The 16,347-nt window shown below is 67.5% G+C and carries 15 protein-coding genes; 4 read left to right on the top strand and 11 right to left on the bottom strand.

What is annotated here, in order from left to right:
* A complete protein-coding gene (locus ACLB90_RS15800) occupies window positions 1–423 on the bottom strand; it encodes a PAAR domain-containing protein (RefSeq protein ID WP_411850353.1) in 423 nt (140 codons plus the stop codon).
* Window positions 424–1,987: 1,564 nt separating this feature from the next.
* On the opposite strand from ACLB90_RS15800, the gene mutS reads away from it, so the two are divergent.
* The 3 genes from mutS (at window position 1,988) to katG (ending at window position 7,723) form a co-directional block, all read left to right on the top strand.
* The gene (gene mutS / locus ACLB90_RS15795; protein WP_411850352.1) at window positions 1,988–4,543 is read left to right on the top strand and encodes a DNA mismatch repair protein MutS; all 2,556 of its coding nucleotides are present in this window, start codon (window positions 1,988–1,990) and stop codon (window positions 4,541–4,543) included.
* Window positions 4,544–4,658: 115 nt separating this feature from the next.
* A complete protein-coding gene (locus ACLB90_RS15790) occupies window positions 4,659–5,270 on the top strand; it encodes a DUF937 domain-containing protein (protein WP_411850351.1) in 612 nt (203 codons plus the stop codon).
* A gap of 224 nt (window positions 5,271–5,494) precedes the next feature.
* On the top strand, window positions 5,495–7,723 hold the full coding sequence (gene katG / locus ACLB90_RS15785; RefSeq protein WP_411850350.1) for a catalase/peroxidase HPI: 2,229 nt from the start codon (window positions 5,495–5,497) through the stop codon (window positions 7,721–7,723).
* 69 nt (window positions 7,724–7,792) lie between these two features.
* Here the strand turns inward: katG and ACLB90_RS15780 are convergent, their stop codons facing one another.
* Entirely contained in the window at window positions 7,793–8,197 is a 405-nt protein-coding gene (locus ACLB90_RS15780) for an RNA-binding S4 domain-containing protein (protein WP_411850349.1), read from the bottom strand.
* A complete protein-coding gene (locus tag ACLB90_RS15775; RefSeq protein ID WP_411850348.1) occupies window positions 8,190–8,351 on the bottom strand; it encodes a hypothetical protein in 162 nt (53 codons plus the stop codon). The genes ACLB90_RS15780 and ACLB90_RS15775 overlap by 8 nt, the downstream gene beginning before the upstream one ends.
* A gap of 205 nt (window positions 8,352–8,556) precedes the next feature.
* On the opposite strand from ACLB90_RS15775, the gene ACLB90_RS15770 reads away from it, so the two are divergent.
* Entirely contained in the window at window positions 8,557–10,017 is a 1,461-nt protein-coding gene (locus ACLB90_RS15770; protein ID WP_411850347.1) for an MATE family efflux transporter, read from the top strand.
* A gap of 84 nt (window positions 10,018–10,101) precedes the next feature.
* On the opposite strand, the gene rplS is transcribed toward ACLB90_RS15770, so the two are convergent.
* From rplS to ffh, 8 genes are all read right to left on the bottom strand, one after another.
* Entirely contained in the window at window positions 10,102–10,509 is a 408-nt protein-coding gene (rplS, locus tag ACLB90_RS15765; protein ID WP_017356065.1) for a 50S ribosomal protein L19, read from the bottom strand.
* Between the two features lie 156 nt (window positions 10,510–10,665).
* Window positions 10,666–11,424: a tRNA (guanosine(37)-N1)-methyltransferase TrmD gene (trmD, locus tag ACLB90_RS15760; protein ID WP_411850346.1), complete on the bottom strand. Its 759-nt coding sequence runs from the start codon at window positions 11,422–11,424 to the stop codon at window positions 10,666–10,668.
* Between the two features lie 5 nt (window positions 11,425–11,429).
* A complete protein-coding gene (gene rimM, locus ACLB90_RS15755) occupies window positions 11,430–11,942 on the bottom strand; it encodes a ribosome maturation factor RimM (protein ID WP_411850345.1) in 513 nt (170 codons plus the stop codon).
* A 42-nt stretch (window positions 11,943–11,984) separates the two neighbouring features.
* The gene (gene rpsP, locus ACLB90_RS15750) at window positions 11,985–12,245 is read right to left on the bottom strand and encodes a 30S ribosomal protein S16 (RefSeq protein WP_017356068.1); all 261 of its coding nucleotides are present in this window, start codon (window positions 12,243–12,245) and stop codon (window positions 11,985–11,987) included.
* Between the two features lie 123 nt (window positions 12,246–12,368).
* Complete coding sequence (locus tag ACLB90_RS15745; RefSeq protein ID WP_411850344.1) at window positions 12,369–13,157, bottom strand: aminotransferase class IV family protein; 789 nt, start codon at window positions 13,155–13,157, stop codon at window positions 12,369–12,371.
* Window positions 13,154–14,230 carry an NAD(P)H-dependent flavin oxidoreductase gene (locus ACLB90_RS15740; protein ID WP_411850343.1) on the bottom strand — a complete coding sequence of 359 codons (1,077 nt, stop codon included), beginning with the start codon at window positions 14,228–14,230 and terminating at the stop codon, window positions 13,154–13,156. Before ACLB90_RS15740 ends, ACLB90_RS15745 begins: the two co-directional genes overlap by 4 nt.
* Window positions 14,231–14,305: 75 nt before the next feature.
* Complete coding sequence (locus tag ACLB90_RS15735; protein WP_411850342.1) at window positions 14,306–14,740, bottom strand: hypothetical protein; 435 nt, start codon at window positions 14,738–14,740, stop codon at window positions 14,306–14,308.
* A 150-nt stretch (window positions 14,741–14,890) separates the two neighbouring features.
* Entirely contained in the window at window positions 14,891–16,270 is a 1,380-nt protein-coding gene (gene ffh / locus ACLB90_RS15730; protein ID WP_017355335.1) for a signal recognition particle protein, read from the bottom strand.
* Window positions 16,271–16,347 lie beyond the last annotated feature (77 nt).

Here is a 16,347-nt window from a genome sequence, read left to right as displayed (position 1 = left end):
TTAACGTCCCAGAAAGACCGCTCCGTTTTTGGCAGCTGCTATTAGGCACTCTTCACAGACGGCCGCTTTGCCGCTCAGAGAAGCAGCAAGAGGGGATGCCTGGGCCAGGCCCAGAGCCAGACCTTGTGTAGGGGAGGAGAGCCTTGGCGCGCCGCCTGCATCGATGTGGACCATCTGTTGGGCCCCAGCAATGAGGCTACACCCACATGCCAGCCTATCCTTATCCCGGGCCGCCGGCTGACCATCAATGATCAGTGAGATGTCCCCGCTGATGATCGGGAATATGCCTTTATGCGCAGGGCAAGAGGCCTTGTCTCCTACGCGTGCAACCGCACGTCCATCGATGTCAGTGAAAGCAGAACCGGTGATGACACGCCCACCGCTATTGGTCGCGTCCCCTTCTACGACGATCAATCGTCCCATAACTGCCTCCACGGAGAGCAAACGGTTCGAGCTTGCATATCCCACAAGATAGCGAGCTGGGGCTGAGTTTCCTACCCCACTGATGGGTGGGGATTTCCCTACCCCTGACCAGAGGCAACGGCTCCCGTCAGCTTCGCCTCCTGCAGCCGGAACCGGAGTTATTAGCCTCGAGTAGGACCGGTCCGGCGCCCCAAGCTTGGGTCGACACTCCGCGTTGTGAGGAAATTGCGTCGTCGTGGTGTGGAGGCGCATAGAGTGCGGCGCTCATACCGCCAAAAAGTGGTCCTTCAATCTGGCGGGGGGCATCGTACCGAACAAAGCCCACAAGCCACATCGCAATTATCGTCGTATCTCTGCTTGCCACCGACACCCAGTATATGTAGTTGATCGCTATCTCCACATAAGGCCAACTCGATAACCTCGATGGGCGTAGTGCATCCGCTATTTCGGGAAGGCGCTCTTGAGGAAGACGCTGAGGTGATGCGCTGGTCGCCTTGCCATGACTACATCTTGTTCCCAAGCGAACAACGACGCCACCTGATCGATCGGTTGGATGAAACGAGCGGAGCAGCCATTCTGATTGAGCTGAATGGGAGTGCAAAGACCATCACTTCCAAGTTGCATGATGCCGAGGGTACCCTTTCAGCCGTACTGGTCCGGGGCTCAGATGCCGCCTCCGCCTGCCCGTCCTGCGCGAGAAGGACGTAGGCAGCGCCCAAGTAACGGTTCAGATCTTTGTTTTCCATGACTGCCTGGTTATCTCTTCGTCTGGATGGCAGCCTGACGTTGCCCGGTCACGCTGTTGCCCTTCTCATCCTTCAACTGGGCCATGAGGTAGACGCCTCGGCCATTGCTCTTCTTGGCCCACAGCTCCCGATCATGCGCTTCTCCTTTTGGGTGTCTGCGGAGTAGCGGTCACCACCTTTGCATTCAACAACCAACATGGGGCCGTCCTCGCGTCGGGCGACGAAATCCGGGGAGGTGCGCTGCTTGGATGTCGGCATCCAGAACTGGCTCTTGCCTATCTGGTTGCGGGCCCAGAACTCCACCTCGTCCAGCTGATCGATGGCTTGGGCGCACGAGAACTCCTCGCCTACCTTGTCGCTGGCGGTCCTCCACTGAAGATCGCCCACAAAGGGGTAGTAGTGCTTGTGGAACCGGCAGGTGCCGCCCCGGTAACAGGGATGCGCCGGATATGGCCCCCCTGCTTCCGCTGCCGCGCGCGGGCGATGATGGCCCGGCCTTGCGGACCCTCACCGGGCCTCTGGCCACGCCCAATTCGCAGATTCGCCGGTAGGTCAGCTTAAACTTAGTGCCTCTGCGACGCGGGGCATCTGCCTCCGTCGCAACAACCGTATACATGGTCGATCCGCTGTATGTCCGTCGCAACATCAGTCTGATCCCGTTTGAGTGACCGCCGCAACCGCGGCGCAACAATGAACACCGCCACTTGCCTCTCGTGACCCGGACCGACCGCTACAACCCGTAGGAACCCCTCTTGCAAACCACTGATTCAAAAGTGAAATCCCCGTCATCCAAGGCGACTGCCGAGCACACCCCGCTCATGAAGCAGTTCTTCGCCGCCAAGTCCGACTACCCGGACCTGCTGCTGTTCTTCCGCATGGGCGACTTCTACGAGCTGTTCTACGACGACGCGCGCAAGGCGGCGCGGCTGCTGGACATCACCCTGACCCAGCGCGGCAGCTCCGGCGGCGCGCCGATCCCGATGGCCGGCGTGCCGGTGCACGCGTACGAGGGGTATCTGGCGCGGCTGGTGGCCTTGGGCGAATCGGTGGCGATCTGCGAGCAGATCGGCGACCCGGCGCTGGCCAAGGGTCTGGTCGAGCGCAAGGTGGTGCGCATCGTCACCCCCGGCACCGTCACCGACGAGGCGCTGCTGGACGAGCGCCGCGACACGCTGCTGATGGCGCTGTCGCGCGGCAAGCATGGCTACGGCCTGGCCTGGGCCGACTTGGCCGGTGGCCGCTTCCTGGTCAACGAGGTCGATTCCGACGACGCCCTGGAAGCCGAGCTGGCCCGGCTGGAACCGGCCGAGCTGCTGGTGCCCGACGAAGAAAACTGGCCGGACTTCCTGCGCCACCGCACCGGCATCCGCCGCCGCGCGCCGTGGCTGTTCGATGCCGACAGCGGCCGCCGCCAGCTGCTGGCCTTCTTCAAGCTGCACGACCTGAGCGGCTTCGGCATCGACGACAAGCCGCGCGCCACCGCCGCGGCCGGCGCACTGCTGGGCTACGTCGAGGAAACCCAGAAGCAACGCCTGCCGCACCTGACCGCGATCGCCACCGAAACGGCGAGCGAGGCCATCGCGATGAACGCGGCCACGCGCCGCCACCTGGAACTGGACACGCGCGTCGATGGCGACACCCGCCATACGCTGCTGGGCGTGCTCGACACGACGGTCACGCCGATGGGCGGGCGCCTGCTGCGGCGCTGGCTGCACCGCCCGCTGCGGCTGCGCGAGGTGCTGGTGCAGCGCCACGATGCCGTGGCCACGCTGATTGATCGCGGTGCCGACGGCGATGTCCGCGATGCGTTCCGGGCGCTGGGCGACCTTGAACGCATCCTCACGCGCGTGGCGCTGCGCTCGGCGCGACCACGCGATTTCTCCACGCTGCGCGATGGCCTGGGCCTGCTGCCCGAGGTGCGCGCGGTGCTGGCGCCACTGGATTCGCCGCGCCTGGTCGCGCTGCATGACGCACTGGGCTCGCACGACGAGTGCGCGCACCTGCTGGCCTCCGCGGTCGCACCGACGCCGCCGCTCAAGCTCAGCGATGGCGGCGTGATCGCCGACGGCTTCGATGCCGAGCTGGACGAACTGCGCCGCCTGTCCACCCATGCCGACCAGTTCCTGATCGACCTGGAGCAGCGCGAGCGCGTCAGCAGCGGCATCGCCACGCTCAAGGTCGGCTACAACCGCGTGCATGGCTACTACATCGAGATCAGCAAGGGCCAGAGCGACAAGGCGCCGGTGCACTACACCCGCCGCCAGACCCTGACCAATGCCGAGCGCTACATCACCGAAGAACTGAAGTCCTTCGAGGACAAGGTGCTGTCCGCGCGCGAGCGGTCGCTGTCGCGCGAGAAGCTGCTCTACGAACAGCTGCTCGATACGCTGGGCGGCCAACTGGAACCGCTCAAGCAGTGTGCCGCCGCGTTGAGCGAACTGGACGTGCTGGCCGGCTTCGCCGAGCGCGCGCAGGCGCTGGACTGGTCGCGGCCCGAGCTGGACACCGCACCGTGCCTGCGCATCGAGCGCGGCCGCCACCCGGTGGTGGAAGCGGTGCGCGAGCAGCCGTTCGAGCCCAACGACCTGGACCTGCACCCGGATCGCCGGATGCTGGTGATCACTGGCCCGAACATGGGCGGTAAATCCACCTACATGCGCCAGAACGCGCTGATCGTGCTGCTGGCCCACATCGGCAGCTTCGTGCCGGCCAGCCGTGCGGTGATCGGCCCGATCGACCGCATCCTGACCCGCATCGGCGCCGGCGACGACCTGGCCCGTGGCCAGTCGACCTTCATGGTCGAGATGGCCGAAACCAGCTACATCCTGCACCACGCCAGCGCGCACTCGCTGGTGCTGATGGACGAGATCGGCCGTGGCACCTCGACCTATGACGGGCTGGCGCTGGCCGATGCCGTGGCCCGCCACCTGGCCTACCAGAACCGCTGCTACACGCTGTTCGCCACCCACTACTTCGAATTGACCGCGCTGGCCGACGAGCAGCATGAGGGCGGCGCCAGTGGCATCGCCAACGTGCACCTGGACGCGGTCGAGCACGGCGATGCACTGGTGTTCATGCACGCTGTGAAGGATGGCCCCGCAAACCGCAGCTTCGGCCTGCAGGTGGCGGCGCTGGCCGGCCTGCCGAAGTCGACCGTCGCGCAGGCGCGGCGCCGCCTGGCCGAACTGGAACAGCGCGGCGGCGAGAGCCAGGCCGCCACGGTGGCGCCCCAGGCGCTGGATGCACCGCAGCAGTTCGGGCTGTTCACCGCGCCCAACACCGCCGCGCAGGATGCGCTGGCGGCCATCGACCCGGACGAGCTGACCCCCAAGCAGGCACTGGAAGCGCTGTACCGCCTGAAGACGTTGATCTGAGGTCCTCCTGCAGTGCCGGCCGTTGGCCGGCGCTGCCCCGCGTGACGCCTTCGCATTCCCGTCGTGGACGCGGCGTTATGCTCGGCCGGTTCCCATCCCTGCTCCGGAGTCCGCCGTGAACAACGAATCGCTCGCCGCTTCCCTCTTCCAGCAACTGCAGCAGGGCCAAGGCCTGCAGCAGGTCTCCCAGCAACTGGGCATCGACCCCAACCAGGCCAGCGGCGCGATCGGTGCGGCACTGCCGCTGCTGATGGGCGCAATGGGCCGCAACGCCCAGCAGCCGCAGGGCGCCGAAGCCCTGCTCGGGGCTCTGCAGCGCGACCACGCCGGCGGCGGGGGCGGCGGTTTCGATCTGGGTGGCCTGCTGGGCAGCGTGCTCGGCGGCGGCGGTGGCGGCAGTGCCACCGATGGCGCAGGCATCCTTGGCCATGTGTTCGGTGGCAACAGCGACCGGGCCGCCCAGGGCCTGAGCCAGGCAACCGGCCTGGACAGCAGCAAGACCAGCCAGCTGCTGGCCATTCTCGCGCCGATCGTGATGTCCTACCTCGCCCAGCGCTTCGCCAACGGCGGCAACCCGGCCCAGCTCAGCCAGGCGCTCGGACAGGAAGCCCAGGCCGCCAGCAGCGGCGGGCTGCTGACCTCGGTGCTGGACCAGGATGGCGATGGTCAGCTCGGCATCGGCGACCTGCTCAAGCTCGGTGGCGGGCTGCTAGGCGGCAAACGCTGAGTGCCGCGCCGTAGAAATAGGCTGTAGCTATCACTTTGGTTGATTCATTCGAATTTACCGAATGAACGCGCGTGCTTAACGTGTCTGCATGCCGTCACGGCACGCCCCGGCAGCCGCCGGGGCCTGGCGGCGACGCGGCTCCTGCGGGAACGCGCGCCCACCGACATCGCCCTCCGCGCCCCGACGCGGCGGCTTCCCATTCGCTGGTACACAGGTAGATGCCCATGAAAAGCGAAGCAAAGTGCCCCTTCAACCACGCCCTCGTCGGCGACGCCACCACCAACCGCGACTGGTGGCCCAAGCAGCTGCGCGTGGACCTGCTCAACCAGCATTCCAACCGCTCCCATCCGCTCGATGACGGCTTCGAGTACGCCAAGGCGTTCGCACAGCTCGACTACGCCGCGCTCAAGGCCGACCTTACGGCGCTGATGACCGATTCGCAGGACTGGTGGCCGGCCGACTTCGGTCACTACGGCGGTCTGTTCGTCCGCATGGCCTGGCACAGCGCCGGCACCTACCGCATCGGCGATGGGCGCGGCGGCGGCGGCCGCGGGCAACAGCGCTTCGCCCCGCTCAACAGCTGGCCGGACAACGTCAGCCTGGACAAGGCCCGGCGCCTGCTCTGGCCGATAAAGCAGAAGTACGGCCAGGCGATCTCCTGGGCCGACCTGCTGATCCTCACCGGCAACGTCGCGCTGGAATCGATGGGCTTCAAGACGCTGGGCTTCGCCGGCGGCCGCCCGGATACCTGGGAACCGGACCAGGATGTGTACTGGGGCCGCGAGACCACCTGGCTCGGCGGCGACGTCCGGTATGCGCACGGTTCCGAAGGCGTGGTGGAAGACCACGGCGTGCTGGTGTCCGATGACGACGCCGATGGCGACATCCACTCGCGCACGCTGGAGAACCCGCTGGCCGCCGTGCAGATGGGCCTGATCTACGTCAATCCGGAGGGCCCGGACGGCAACCCCGACCCGCTCAAGGCCGCCTACGACATCCGCGACACCTTCGGCCGCATGGCGATGGACGACGAGGAAACCGTCGCGCTGATCGCCGGTGGCCACAGCTTCGGCAAGACCCACGGCGCCGGGCCGGCCGACAACGTGGACGTGGAACCGGAAGCCGCCGGCCTGGAACACCAGGGCCTGGGCTGGCACAACACGTTCCGCAGCGGCAAGGGCGGCGACACCATCACCAGTGGCCTGGAAGTGACCTGGACGCGCACCCCGGCGCAGTGGAGCCACGACTTCTTCGAGCTGCTGTTCAAGCACGAGTGGGAGCTGACCAAGAGCCCGGCCGGCGCGCACCAATGGGTGGCCAAGGACAGCGAGGCGGTCATTCCCGATGCGCACGACCCGTCGAAGAAGCACCGCCCGAGCATGCTCACCACCGACCTGTCGCTGCGCGTGGATCCGGCCTACGAGAAGATCTCGCGCCGCTTCCTCGCCGACCCGCAGGCCTTTGCCGATGCATTCGCCCGCGCCTGGTTCAAGCTCACCCATCGCGACATGGGCCCGCGCTCGCGCTACCTGGGCCCGGAAGTGCCGGCCGAGGAATTCATCTGGCAGGACCCGGTGCCGGCAGCGACGCAGCCGGGCATCGATGCCGCCGACATCGCCACGCTGAAGCAGCAGATCGCCGCCAGCGGCTTGAGCGTGGCCGAGCTGGTCGGCACCGCCTGGGCCTCGGCCTCCACCTTCCGCGGCTCGGACAAGCGCGGCGGTGCCAACGGTGCACGCATCCGCCTGGCGCCGCAGAAGGACTGGGCAGTCAACCAACCGCAGCAGCTGGCCAAGGTGCTGGCCGCGCTGGAGAAGATCCAGACCGGCTTCAATGGGAGCAGCGGGGGCAGGCAGGTATCGTTGGCCGACCTGATCGTGCTGGCCGGCGGTGTGGGCATTGAACAGGCGGCCAAGGCCGGCGGTCATGACGTCAGCGTGCCCTTCCATGCCGGGCGTACCGATGCCAGCCAGGAACAGACCGACGTTGAATCGTTCGCGGTGCTCGAACCGTATGCCGACGGCTTCCGCAATTACCTCAAGGGCCGCTACAGCGTGCCGGCCGAGGTACTGCTGATCGACAAGGCGCAGCTGCTCACCCTGACCGCCCCGGAGCTGACCGTGCTGGTCGGCGGCCTGCGCGTGCTGGGCGCCAACACCGACGGCAATACGCAGGGCGTGCTCACCGACCGCCCCGGCACGTTGAGCAACGACTTCTTCGTCAACCTGCTGGACATGCGTACGCAGTGGAAGGCCAGCGGCAATGGCTATGAAAGCAGCGGCGCCACGCGCTGGACCGGCAGCCGCGCCGACCTGGTGTTCGGGTCCAACTCGGTGCTGCGCGCCCTTGCCGAGGTCTATGCCAGTGCCGATGGCGAGAAGAAGTTCGTGCAGGACTTCGTGGCCGCCTGGGTCCGCGTGATGGAACTGGACCGCTACGACCTGCACCGGTGATGGATTGCGGTGGGTGCCGACCAACGGTCGGCACTACCGATGCTGTGGGTGCCGGCTGCGGGCCGGCACTCAGATCGCGTCGATATCCCCCAACGCCCGGATCAACCGTCGCGCACGTTTGTCCGGCTTGTGCTCCGGCGGCTGGTAGCCATTCTTCGCCGCGGCGCGCTGCGCATGCAGCTCGGCACGTCGTGCGCGCGACGCTTCGCTTTCCTCATACAGCTGCTGCGCCACCGGCGCCGGCCCGCGCAGATCGCTCAGGCCGCGCACCTGCACGTCATAGGTTTCATCGCCGCGGTTGATCTGCAGCTGCTCGCCCACGCGCACCGCGCGCGAGGACTTCGGGCGCTGCCCGGCCACGTCAACCTTGCCGGTCTCCACCGCCTGCTTGGCCAGGCTGCGGGTCTTGAAAAAGCGCGCCGCCCACAACCAGACATCCAGCCGCACGGCGGCCACGGGTGTTGCGTCAGTCATTCTGCTTGCCCAGCTCCACGGCGTTGGCCGGTCGTCGATTCATCGGTTGCGGTGCGTCCGGGTTGCCGCGGCAACCGGTGCCACCGATCAGTACCGGTACTCCGGCATCCAGATCGCGGCGCTGGCTGCCGACCTGGCATTCCGGTCGGTCCATCGGCCGTACCTGGGCATCGCCCAGGCGGTCCGTACTCGAACATGCGGCCAGCGCGCCGGCAATCAAGAGCGCGGCGCAGGTGCGCGCCCATACAGGCACGTGTGCAGTGGCCCGAAGGCGCAGGGGGAACAGGTGTGGCATGGCGATATCCCGCTGACGGGCTTGGTGCTAGTGTGCCGCTCCCAGAGCCTGATCTCCAGAGCACATGGCCAAAGCGCCGCTTGACCTGACCACCGGCCCGATCGGGCGCAACCTGTTCCTGTTCGCGCTGCCGATCCTGGCCGGCAACATCGCCCAGTCGCTGAACGGCTCGGTGAATGCGATCTGGGTCGGGCGTTTCCTTGGGGAGGCGGCGTTGACCGCCACCGCGAACGCCAACAGCATCATGTTCTTCCTGATCGGCTCGGTGTTCGGCATCGGCATGGCCGCCACCATCCTGATCGGCCAGGCGATGGGCGCGCGCGACCTGCCGCAGGCACGTCGCGTGATGGGCACCAGCGCCACCTTCTTCATCGGGCTCTCGGTGGTGATCGCCATCGCCGGCTGGTGGCTGTCCCACCCCCTGCTGGCCGCGATGGGTACGCCCGCCGCGTCGCTGCCGCTGGCCGAGGCCTACCTGCGCATCATCTTCCTGGCGATGCCCACGCTGTACGCGTTCGCCTTCCTGAGTTCGGCGCTGCGCGGCGTCGGCGACTCGCGCACGCCGTTCCGCTTCCTGCTGCTGTCGGTGGTGCTGGACATCGGCTTCAACCCGCTGCTGATCTTCGGCATCGGCCCGTTCCCGGAACTGGGCATCGCCGGTGCCGCGTGGGCCACCCTGATCGCCCAGACCGCCGCGCTGCTTGGCCTGCTGCTGTACATGCGCAACAAGCGGCACGTGCTGTGGCTAGGCCGCAAGGACATGGCGCTGTTCAAGATCGATACCGAAATCCTGCGCGCACTGGTGGTCAAGGGCATCCCGATGGGCCTGCAGATGGTGCTCATCTCGCTGTCGATGATCGTCACGGTGAGCATCGTCAACGGCTACGGCACCGACACCGCCGCCGCGTACGGCGCCTCGCTGCAGTTGTGGACCTACGTGCAGATGCCGGCGATGGCGATCGGCGCGGCCTGCTCCTCGATGGCTGCGCAGAACGTGGGCGCCGGCAACTGGGACCGCGTGCGCGGCACCGCACGCAGCGGCGTGCTCTACAACTTCCTGCTCACCGGCGCGCTGATCCTGCCGCTGATCCTGCTCGACCGCTACACGCTGGCGCTGTTCCTGCCCGACGGCAGCCAGGCGCTCGACGTGGCGCGGCACCTGAACCACATCGCGGTGTGGTCGTTCCTGTTCTTCGGCGTGAACTTCGTGATTTCCGGGGTGGTGCGCTCCACCGGTGCGGTGATTCCGCCGCTGCTGATCCTGGCGGTGTCGCTGTGGGGCATCCGCGTGCCGTTCGCCGAGGGCATGCAGCCGTACCTGGGCGCCGACGCGGTGTGGTGGAGCTTCCCGGTCAGTTCGTTCTTCGCGATGCTGCTGTCGCTGGGCTATTACCGCTGGGGCGGGTGGCGCAAGGCGCGCATGCTGCCCACCCATCGCGAGGAACTGGCCGCACCGGCCGAAGTCCCGTCGATGCCGCCCTCGCCGGTGGCCGATCCGGACCCTGCGGCACCGGCACGCCCGTAAACGGATCGCCAAACGCAAACGGCCACCCGAAGGTGGCCGTTTGTTGGGCAGGTACCGGCCGTAGGCCGGTACACCGCGCCGGAATTACTGGGCGGCCTTCGCAGCCAGGCGGGCAGCCTTGGCCTGCGCAGCGGCAGCCAGATCTTCCTTGATGCGGGCAGCCTTGCCTTCCAGGCCACGCAGGTAGTACAGCTTGCCGGCGCGGACCTTACCACGACGCTTCACTTCGACCGAGTCGATGATGGCGCTGTGGGTCTGGAAGACGCGCTCGACGCCGTAGCCGTGCGAGATCTTGCGGACGGTGAAGGCCGAGTTCAGGCCGGCATTCTTGGTGCCGATCACGACGCCTTCGTAAGCCTGCACGCGCTCACGGTTGCCTTCCTTCACCTTCACGTTGACGACGACGGTGTCACCCTGGCTGAACTTCGGCAGCTCACGGGTAATCTGGGCGGATTCGAAATCCGAAAGAATGGTCTTGTTCAGCTTGCTCATGGGTGCACCGATAGTGTTCGGGTGGTCGTGTCGTTCGACAACGTGGGCTCATGCAGTCACCGGACTGTGCTGCACGTTTTTTTGTAGGGATTCCGCCAGCCAGCCCGAAAAGGGCCGATGGCAATCCCGCATTCTAATCCAGGAACCGCCGCCACGCTAGGGGGCGGGGTCTCCGGTGTGGGCCTGCCGGGCCTGCTCCAGCAGGAGCCGGTCGGCCTTGGACAACTGGCTTTCGTCCAGCAGGTCCGGGCGACGCAACCAGGTCCGCAGCAGCGACTGCTGGCGGCGCCAGCGGGCGATGGCGGCATGGTTGCCCGAGCGCAGCACATCGGGGACGGGACCCCATTCATGCTGTGCCGGATGACTGTAGTGCGGGCAGTCCAGCAGCCCCTGCGGGCCTTCGAAACTGTCCTGGGCAGCCGATTCGGCATCGCCGAGCGCGCCTTCCTGCAGCCGGGTCACGGCATCAACGATGACCGCCGCGCCAAGCTCGCCGCCGGACAGCACGTAGTCGCCGATCGAGATTTCCTCGGTGACCTCGGCCGCCAGGAAACGTTCGTCCACGCCTTCATACCGTCCGCACAGCAGGATCATGCGCGGCAGCGCCGCCAGTTCCCGGACCTTGGCCTGGGTCAGCGGCTTGCCCTGCGGGCTCAGGTAGATCACCGGCGCCGGCGCCGGATCGGCCGCCTTGGCCGCGGCCAGGCAGGCGCGCAGCGGCTCGATCAGCATGACCATGCCGGGGCCGCCGCCGAACGGACGGTCGTCCACCCGGCGGTAATTGCCTTCGGCGTAATCGCGCGGATTCCAGCCATGCAGGTCGAGCAGGCCGCGTTCGGCGGCACGGCCGACCACGCCCAGCGCGGCCGACTGCGCCATGAACTCGGGGAACAACGTGATGACGTCGATGCGCATCCGGACTAGAACTCCGGATCCCAATCGACGATGACCAGGTTGGCCTCGAAATCCACCGACACCACGAAGTCCGGCTGCACGAACGGAATCATCCGCTCACGGTCGCCCTGCACCACCACCACATCGTTGGAGCCGGTCGAGAACAGGTGCGAAACCCGGCCCAGTTCGACGCCATCGACGGTACGCACCTGCAGCCCTTCCAGATCGACCCAGTAATACTCGTCGGCCTTCGGGGGCGGCAGCGCGCTGCGCGGCACATAGACTTCGGTCCCGTACATCGACTCGACCACATCGCGGTCGGTGACATCGGGGAACACCGCGACCAGATGCTTGCCGGACTGACGTCCGCGTGCCCCGGTCAGGGTGCGTTCCTGGCCGGCGGGCGACCGCAGGATCCAGGGTTGATAGTTGAAGATGGCGGTACGCGGCTCGGTCCAGGACTCGAGCTTGATCTCGCCTCGCACACCAAAAGCGCCGACAATCCTGCCCAGCAGGATGCGGCGCTCGGTATCTTTCATCTGAATAGACCGATGGGCCGCGGCAGGCGCGGCCCTTCAGGATCAGGCCGCGGAGGCCTGGGCCTTGGTCGCTTCCTTGTACAGGTTGCGGACCTTGTCGGTCATCTGGGCGCCGTTGGCAACCCACTTGTCGACCAGCGGCAGGTCCAGCACGATGCGGGATTCCGCACCCTGGGCCACCGGGTTGTAGTAACCGACGCGCTCGATGTTGCGGCCGTCACGGGCGCTGCGCGAGTCGGTCACGATGATGTGGTAGAACGGACGCTTCTTGGCGCCGCCGCGGGTCAGTCGAATCTTGACCATGTGTTGTTTCCTCAATTGCCCAGTCGCCAGGATGGCGCGGTAAGCCGGCGATTATAGCGGCGCGCCCGGGCCATTCCAAGCCTGCGCCGGCCGGAAAAGCTGAACAGCCCCTTTACCCGGACGTCACCCAGCCAGCGGCTGCCACGGAACCGACGCCAATACGGCCCGCGCACGGGCGCACAGCGCCTCGGAGTCCGGCAGCGCCAGCGCATCGATCCGCGCGATCGGCCAGACCCCGACCGCGTTGCAGGCGAACGCCCCGGTAAAGCCGGCCAGCGCCGCCAGCGCAACCGGCCGGACCTGCTGGCCCGCGCCCCACCCCGCCTGCAGCAGCCGCTCCTGGGTGCCGCGCAGCGCCGGCGCCTGCGGCCACACCAGCGTCTCGCCGGCGACCAGCGCGATGTTCCAGGTGGTGCCCTCGCTGATGGCGCCATCCTCGCCGACGAACAGCGCATCGTCGGCACCGGCCTGCAATGCCGCGCGCCGGTGCTCGAACAGCGGGAACGTGCCCACGTGCTTCAGGTGCGGCAGGTCGCGCTGGTAGCGCACCGTGCGCAGGCAGCGCGAGACCGCCGGCAACGTCACCGGCGCGGCCACCGCCACCAGCACGTCCACCGGCACGGGCTGCAGCGGCCGGCGGAAATCGAAGGCGTGCGAATACACCGTCACCCGCAGGGATGCATCACGCACGCCCTCGGCCTGCAGCGCATGCCACATCCACGCCTGCACCTGGGCGGTATCGAGCGCGGTGCCGAACAGTTCGTGAGTGCCTTGCTGCAGACGCTGCAGGTGCAGATCCAACCCCTGCACGGCACCGTCGCGCACCTGCAGCGAGGTGAAATGCCCATAGTTGGTCAGCGCACCGGCGAGGTCGCCGGCACTGGCGGGCAGGCCGTTGCAGTACAGCTTCATGCCAGCAGCGCCCGGGCCTGCGCCCACATCTGCGCGAGCACCTCGGCCGCCGGGCGCGCCGGTGCCATCCACGCCGACTGCCCGGCCCAGGCCTGCATCGCGTCAAGGCGGTGCTCGCGGTTGGCCTGCGCGCGCATCGGCGCGGTGAGGCCGCGCTGCACCGGATACGGCCGCGGCGCGGGTGCGTCGGGGGCGGCCGCCGCGCGAACATAGGCGGTGGCCAGGCCGCGGCCGAGGCGGCCGCTGAAGGCGCGCGTCGGCCAGGTGTCTTCCGGTTCGGCTGCGGCCAGCGCCTGCGACCAGGCCGGATCGAGCGCGCATTCGGGCGTGCGCAGGAAGGCGGTGCCCACCTGCACCGCGCTGGCGCCCAGCATCAGCGCAGCGGCAACGCCCCGGCCATCGGCGATGCCGCCGGCCGCGATCACCGGCACCTGCAGGTGGTCGGCCAACCGGGGCAGCAGCGCGAACAGCCCCACCAGCTGGCGCTCGGCGGCTGCGGGATCGAACGCGCCGCGATGGCCACCGGCTTCAAATCCCTGCGCGACCACCGCATCGGCACCGGCGGCCTGCGCCGCCTGCGCTTCGGCTAGGGTCGTGGCACAGGCGAACCAGGCAATGCCCACGTCCTTCAGCCGCTGCACCTGGGCGGCAGAGAACACCCCCATGATGGTCGAGGCGACCGCCGGCCGCGCCTGGATCAGCGCGTCGAACTGGGCATCGAAATCGGCCGGGCCGGCGTCACCGGCACTGGCCGGCACCGCCGGGCCCCACTGCGCCAGGAAGGCGCGCGTAGCGGCTTCGCCGTCCGCATCGCGCGCCGGCAGCGGATCGGGAAGCCAGACATTGACCTGCGCCGGCCCGCTGGACTGCGCGCGGAAGTCGTCCATCCACGCCACGATGTCCTGCGGCTGGGACAGCACCGCGCCCATCGCGCCCATGCTGCCTGCGCTGGCCAGCGCCGCCGACAACGGCACCGGGCAGGCCCCGGCCATCGGGGCGAGCAGGATCGGGGCCTGCAATGAAAAACGCCGACAGAAACCGTCGGCGCGTTCGAGGATCGGCGAAAGACTCACGCGGGGCGCACCTGTAAGGTCAGACCCGGCCAGCATACGCCGCACCGCCCTGCCCGGCATGCACGCCGGCAGGATTCAGCGCGCCGACACCGCGTAGGTGCGGACCAGCTGGCTGTCCATTTCTTCGTTGAAAGTGAAGGTCACATAGCGCGCGTCGTCGGCGGCGAATTCTTCTTCGACAACGGCCCGGCCGATCTCGGTGCCATCGGCATCCAGCGCGCGCGCCACCAGCTTGCCCTTGAACGGCTTGTCGGCCACCACGTACACCGCCGCGTCCTTGGAGCCCATGCCACGGCTCTTGCCCTGGGTCACGGTCAGGCCGCGTGCGGCCAGACCGGGGTCGGTCTGCAGCGTCACGCTCATGCGCTTGTCCACGCCCTCGCCCAGGCCGGCGACGAAATCGGCGGCGGTGCCGCTGATCGCACTGCCTGCCTTCTGCGACATCGACGTGTCGTCCTTGCAGGCGGTCAGCGCCAGGACCAGCGCCACCACCACGATCGACTTGTTCACGAGCATTCCTTTGAGAGGTTCAACCGCAGGCTAGTCAAGCACCCGGCACAGACGCTGACAAGGGGCAAACGCGCACGCGGGTGACGCGTGCGGACATTTCGTTGAAACAGAGGCTGCGCGGGGCCCGGAGGCCGGCCGCGCACAGGGCACTCAGCGGAACGGCAGGCCGCCGCGGCCGCCCATCGCGCCCATCATCCCCTTCATGCTGCGCATCATGCCCTTCATGCCGCCACCGGCCATCTTGCTCATCATCTTTTCCATCTGCTGGAACTGCTTCATGAGCTTGTTGACGTCGGCCGGGGTCAGGCCGGAACCGCGGGCGATGCGGGCGCGGCGCGAGCCGTTGAGCAGGCCCGGATTGCGCCGTTCCTTCTTGGTCATCGAGTTGATGATGGCGATCATGCGCGGCACTTCCTTGCCCTGGCTGACCTGCTGCTTGAGGTGCTCGGGGATCTGGCCCAGGCCCGGCAGCTTGTCCATCAGGCCGCCGATGCCGCCCATGTTCTGCATCTGCTCGAGCTGGTCGCGCATGTCGTTGAGGTCGAACTTCTTGCCCTTGGCGACCTTCTCGGCCAGCTTGGCCGCCTTGTCCTTGTCGACCTGCTGTTCGACCTGTTCCACCAGCGACAGCACGTCGCCCATGTCCAGGATGCGGCTGGCCAGTCGATCGGGGTGGAACACATCCAGGCCGTCCGGCTTTTCGCTGACGCCGACGAACTTGATCGGCTTGCCGGTGATGTAACGCACGCTCAGCGCGGCACCGCCGCGGGCGTCGCCGTCGGTCTTGGTCAGCACCACGCCGGTCAGCGGCAGCGCTTCGCCGAAGGCCTTGGCGGTGTTGGCCGCATCCTGGCCGGTCATGGCATCGACCACGAACAGCGTTTCAGCCGGGTTGACCGCTGCGTGCAGGGCCTTGATCTCGGCCATCATCGCGTCGTCGATGGCCAGGCGGCCGGCGGTATCGACCAGCAGCACGTCCACGAAGGACTTGCGCGCATCGTCGATGGCGGCGCGGACGATGGCCTCCGGCTTCTGGTCGGCGGTGGACGGGAAGAACAGCACACCCACCTGGTCGGCCAGGGTCTTGAGCTGCTCGATCGCGGCCGGACGGTAGACGTCGGCCGACACCACCATCACCTTCTTCTTGCGCTTTTCCTTCAGGTGCTTGGCAAGCTTGCCCACCGTGGTGGTCTTGCCCGCGCCCTGCAGGCCGGCCATCAGGATGATCGCCGGGGCCGGCACATTGAGGTTGAGGTCGGAGGCGGCCGAACCCATCACCGTGGTGAGCTCGTCGCGCACCACCTTGATCAGGGCCTGGCCCGGCGTCAGCGACTTGAGCACTTCCTGGCCGACCGCACGCACCTTGATCCGCTCGATCAGGGCCTGAACGACCGGCAGGGCGACGTCGGCCTCGAGCAGGGCGATGCGGACTTCGCGGGTGGCCTCGCGGATGTTTTCCTCGGTGAGGCGACCGCGGCCGCGCAGCCGCTCGATGGTGCCGGAGAGGCGCTGGGTCAGGGACTCGAACATGGAGGCAACCTGTTCAGAACGAAAGACAAAGAGACGCACAGTATAGCGGGTCCGTCGAAGCCACCGGATCGCCGCTG

It is taken from the genome of Stenotrophomonas sp. LGBM10, from assembly GCF_046736075.1.
Taxonomy (GTDB): Bacteria; Pseudomonadota; Gammaproteobacteria; order Xanthomonadales; family Xanthomonadaceae; genus Stenotrophomonas.
This window is presented reverse-complemented; position numbering and strand designations above follow the sequence as displayed.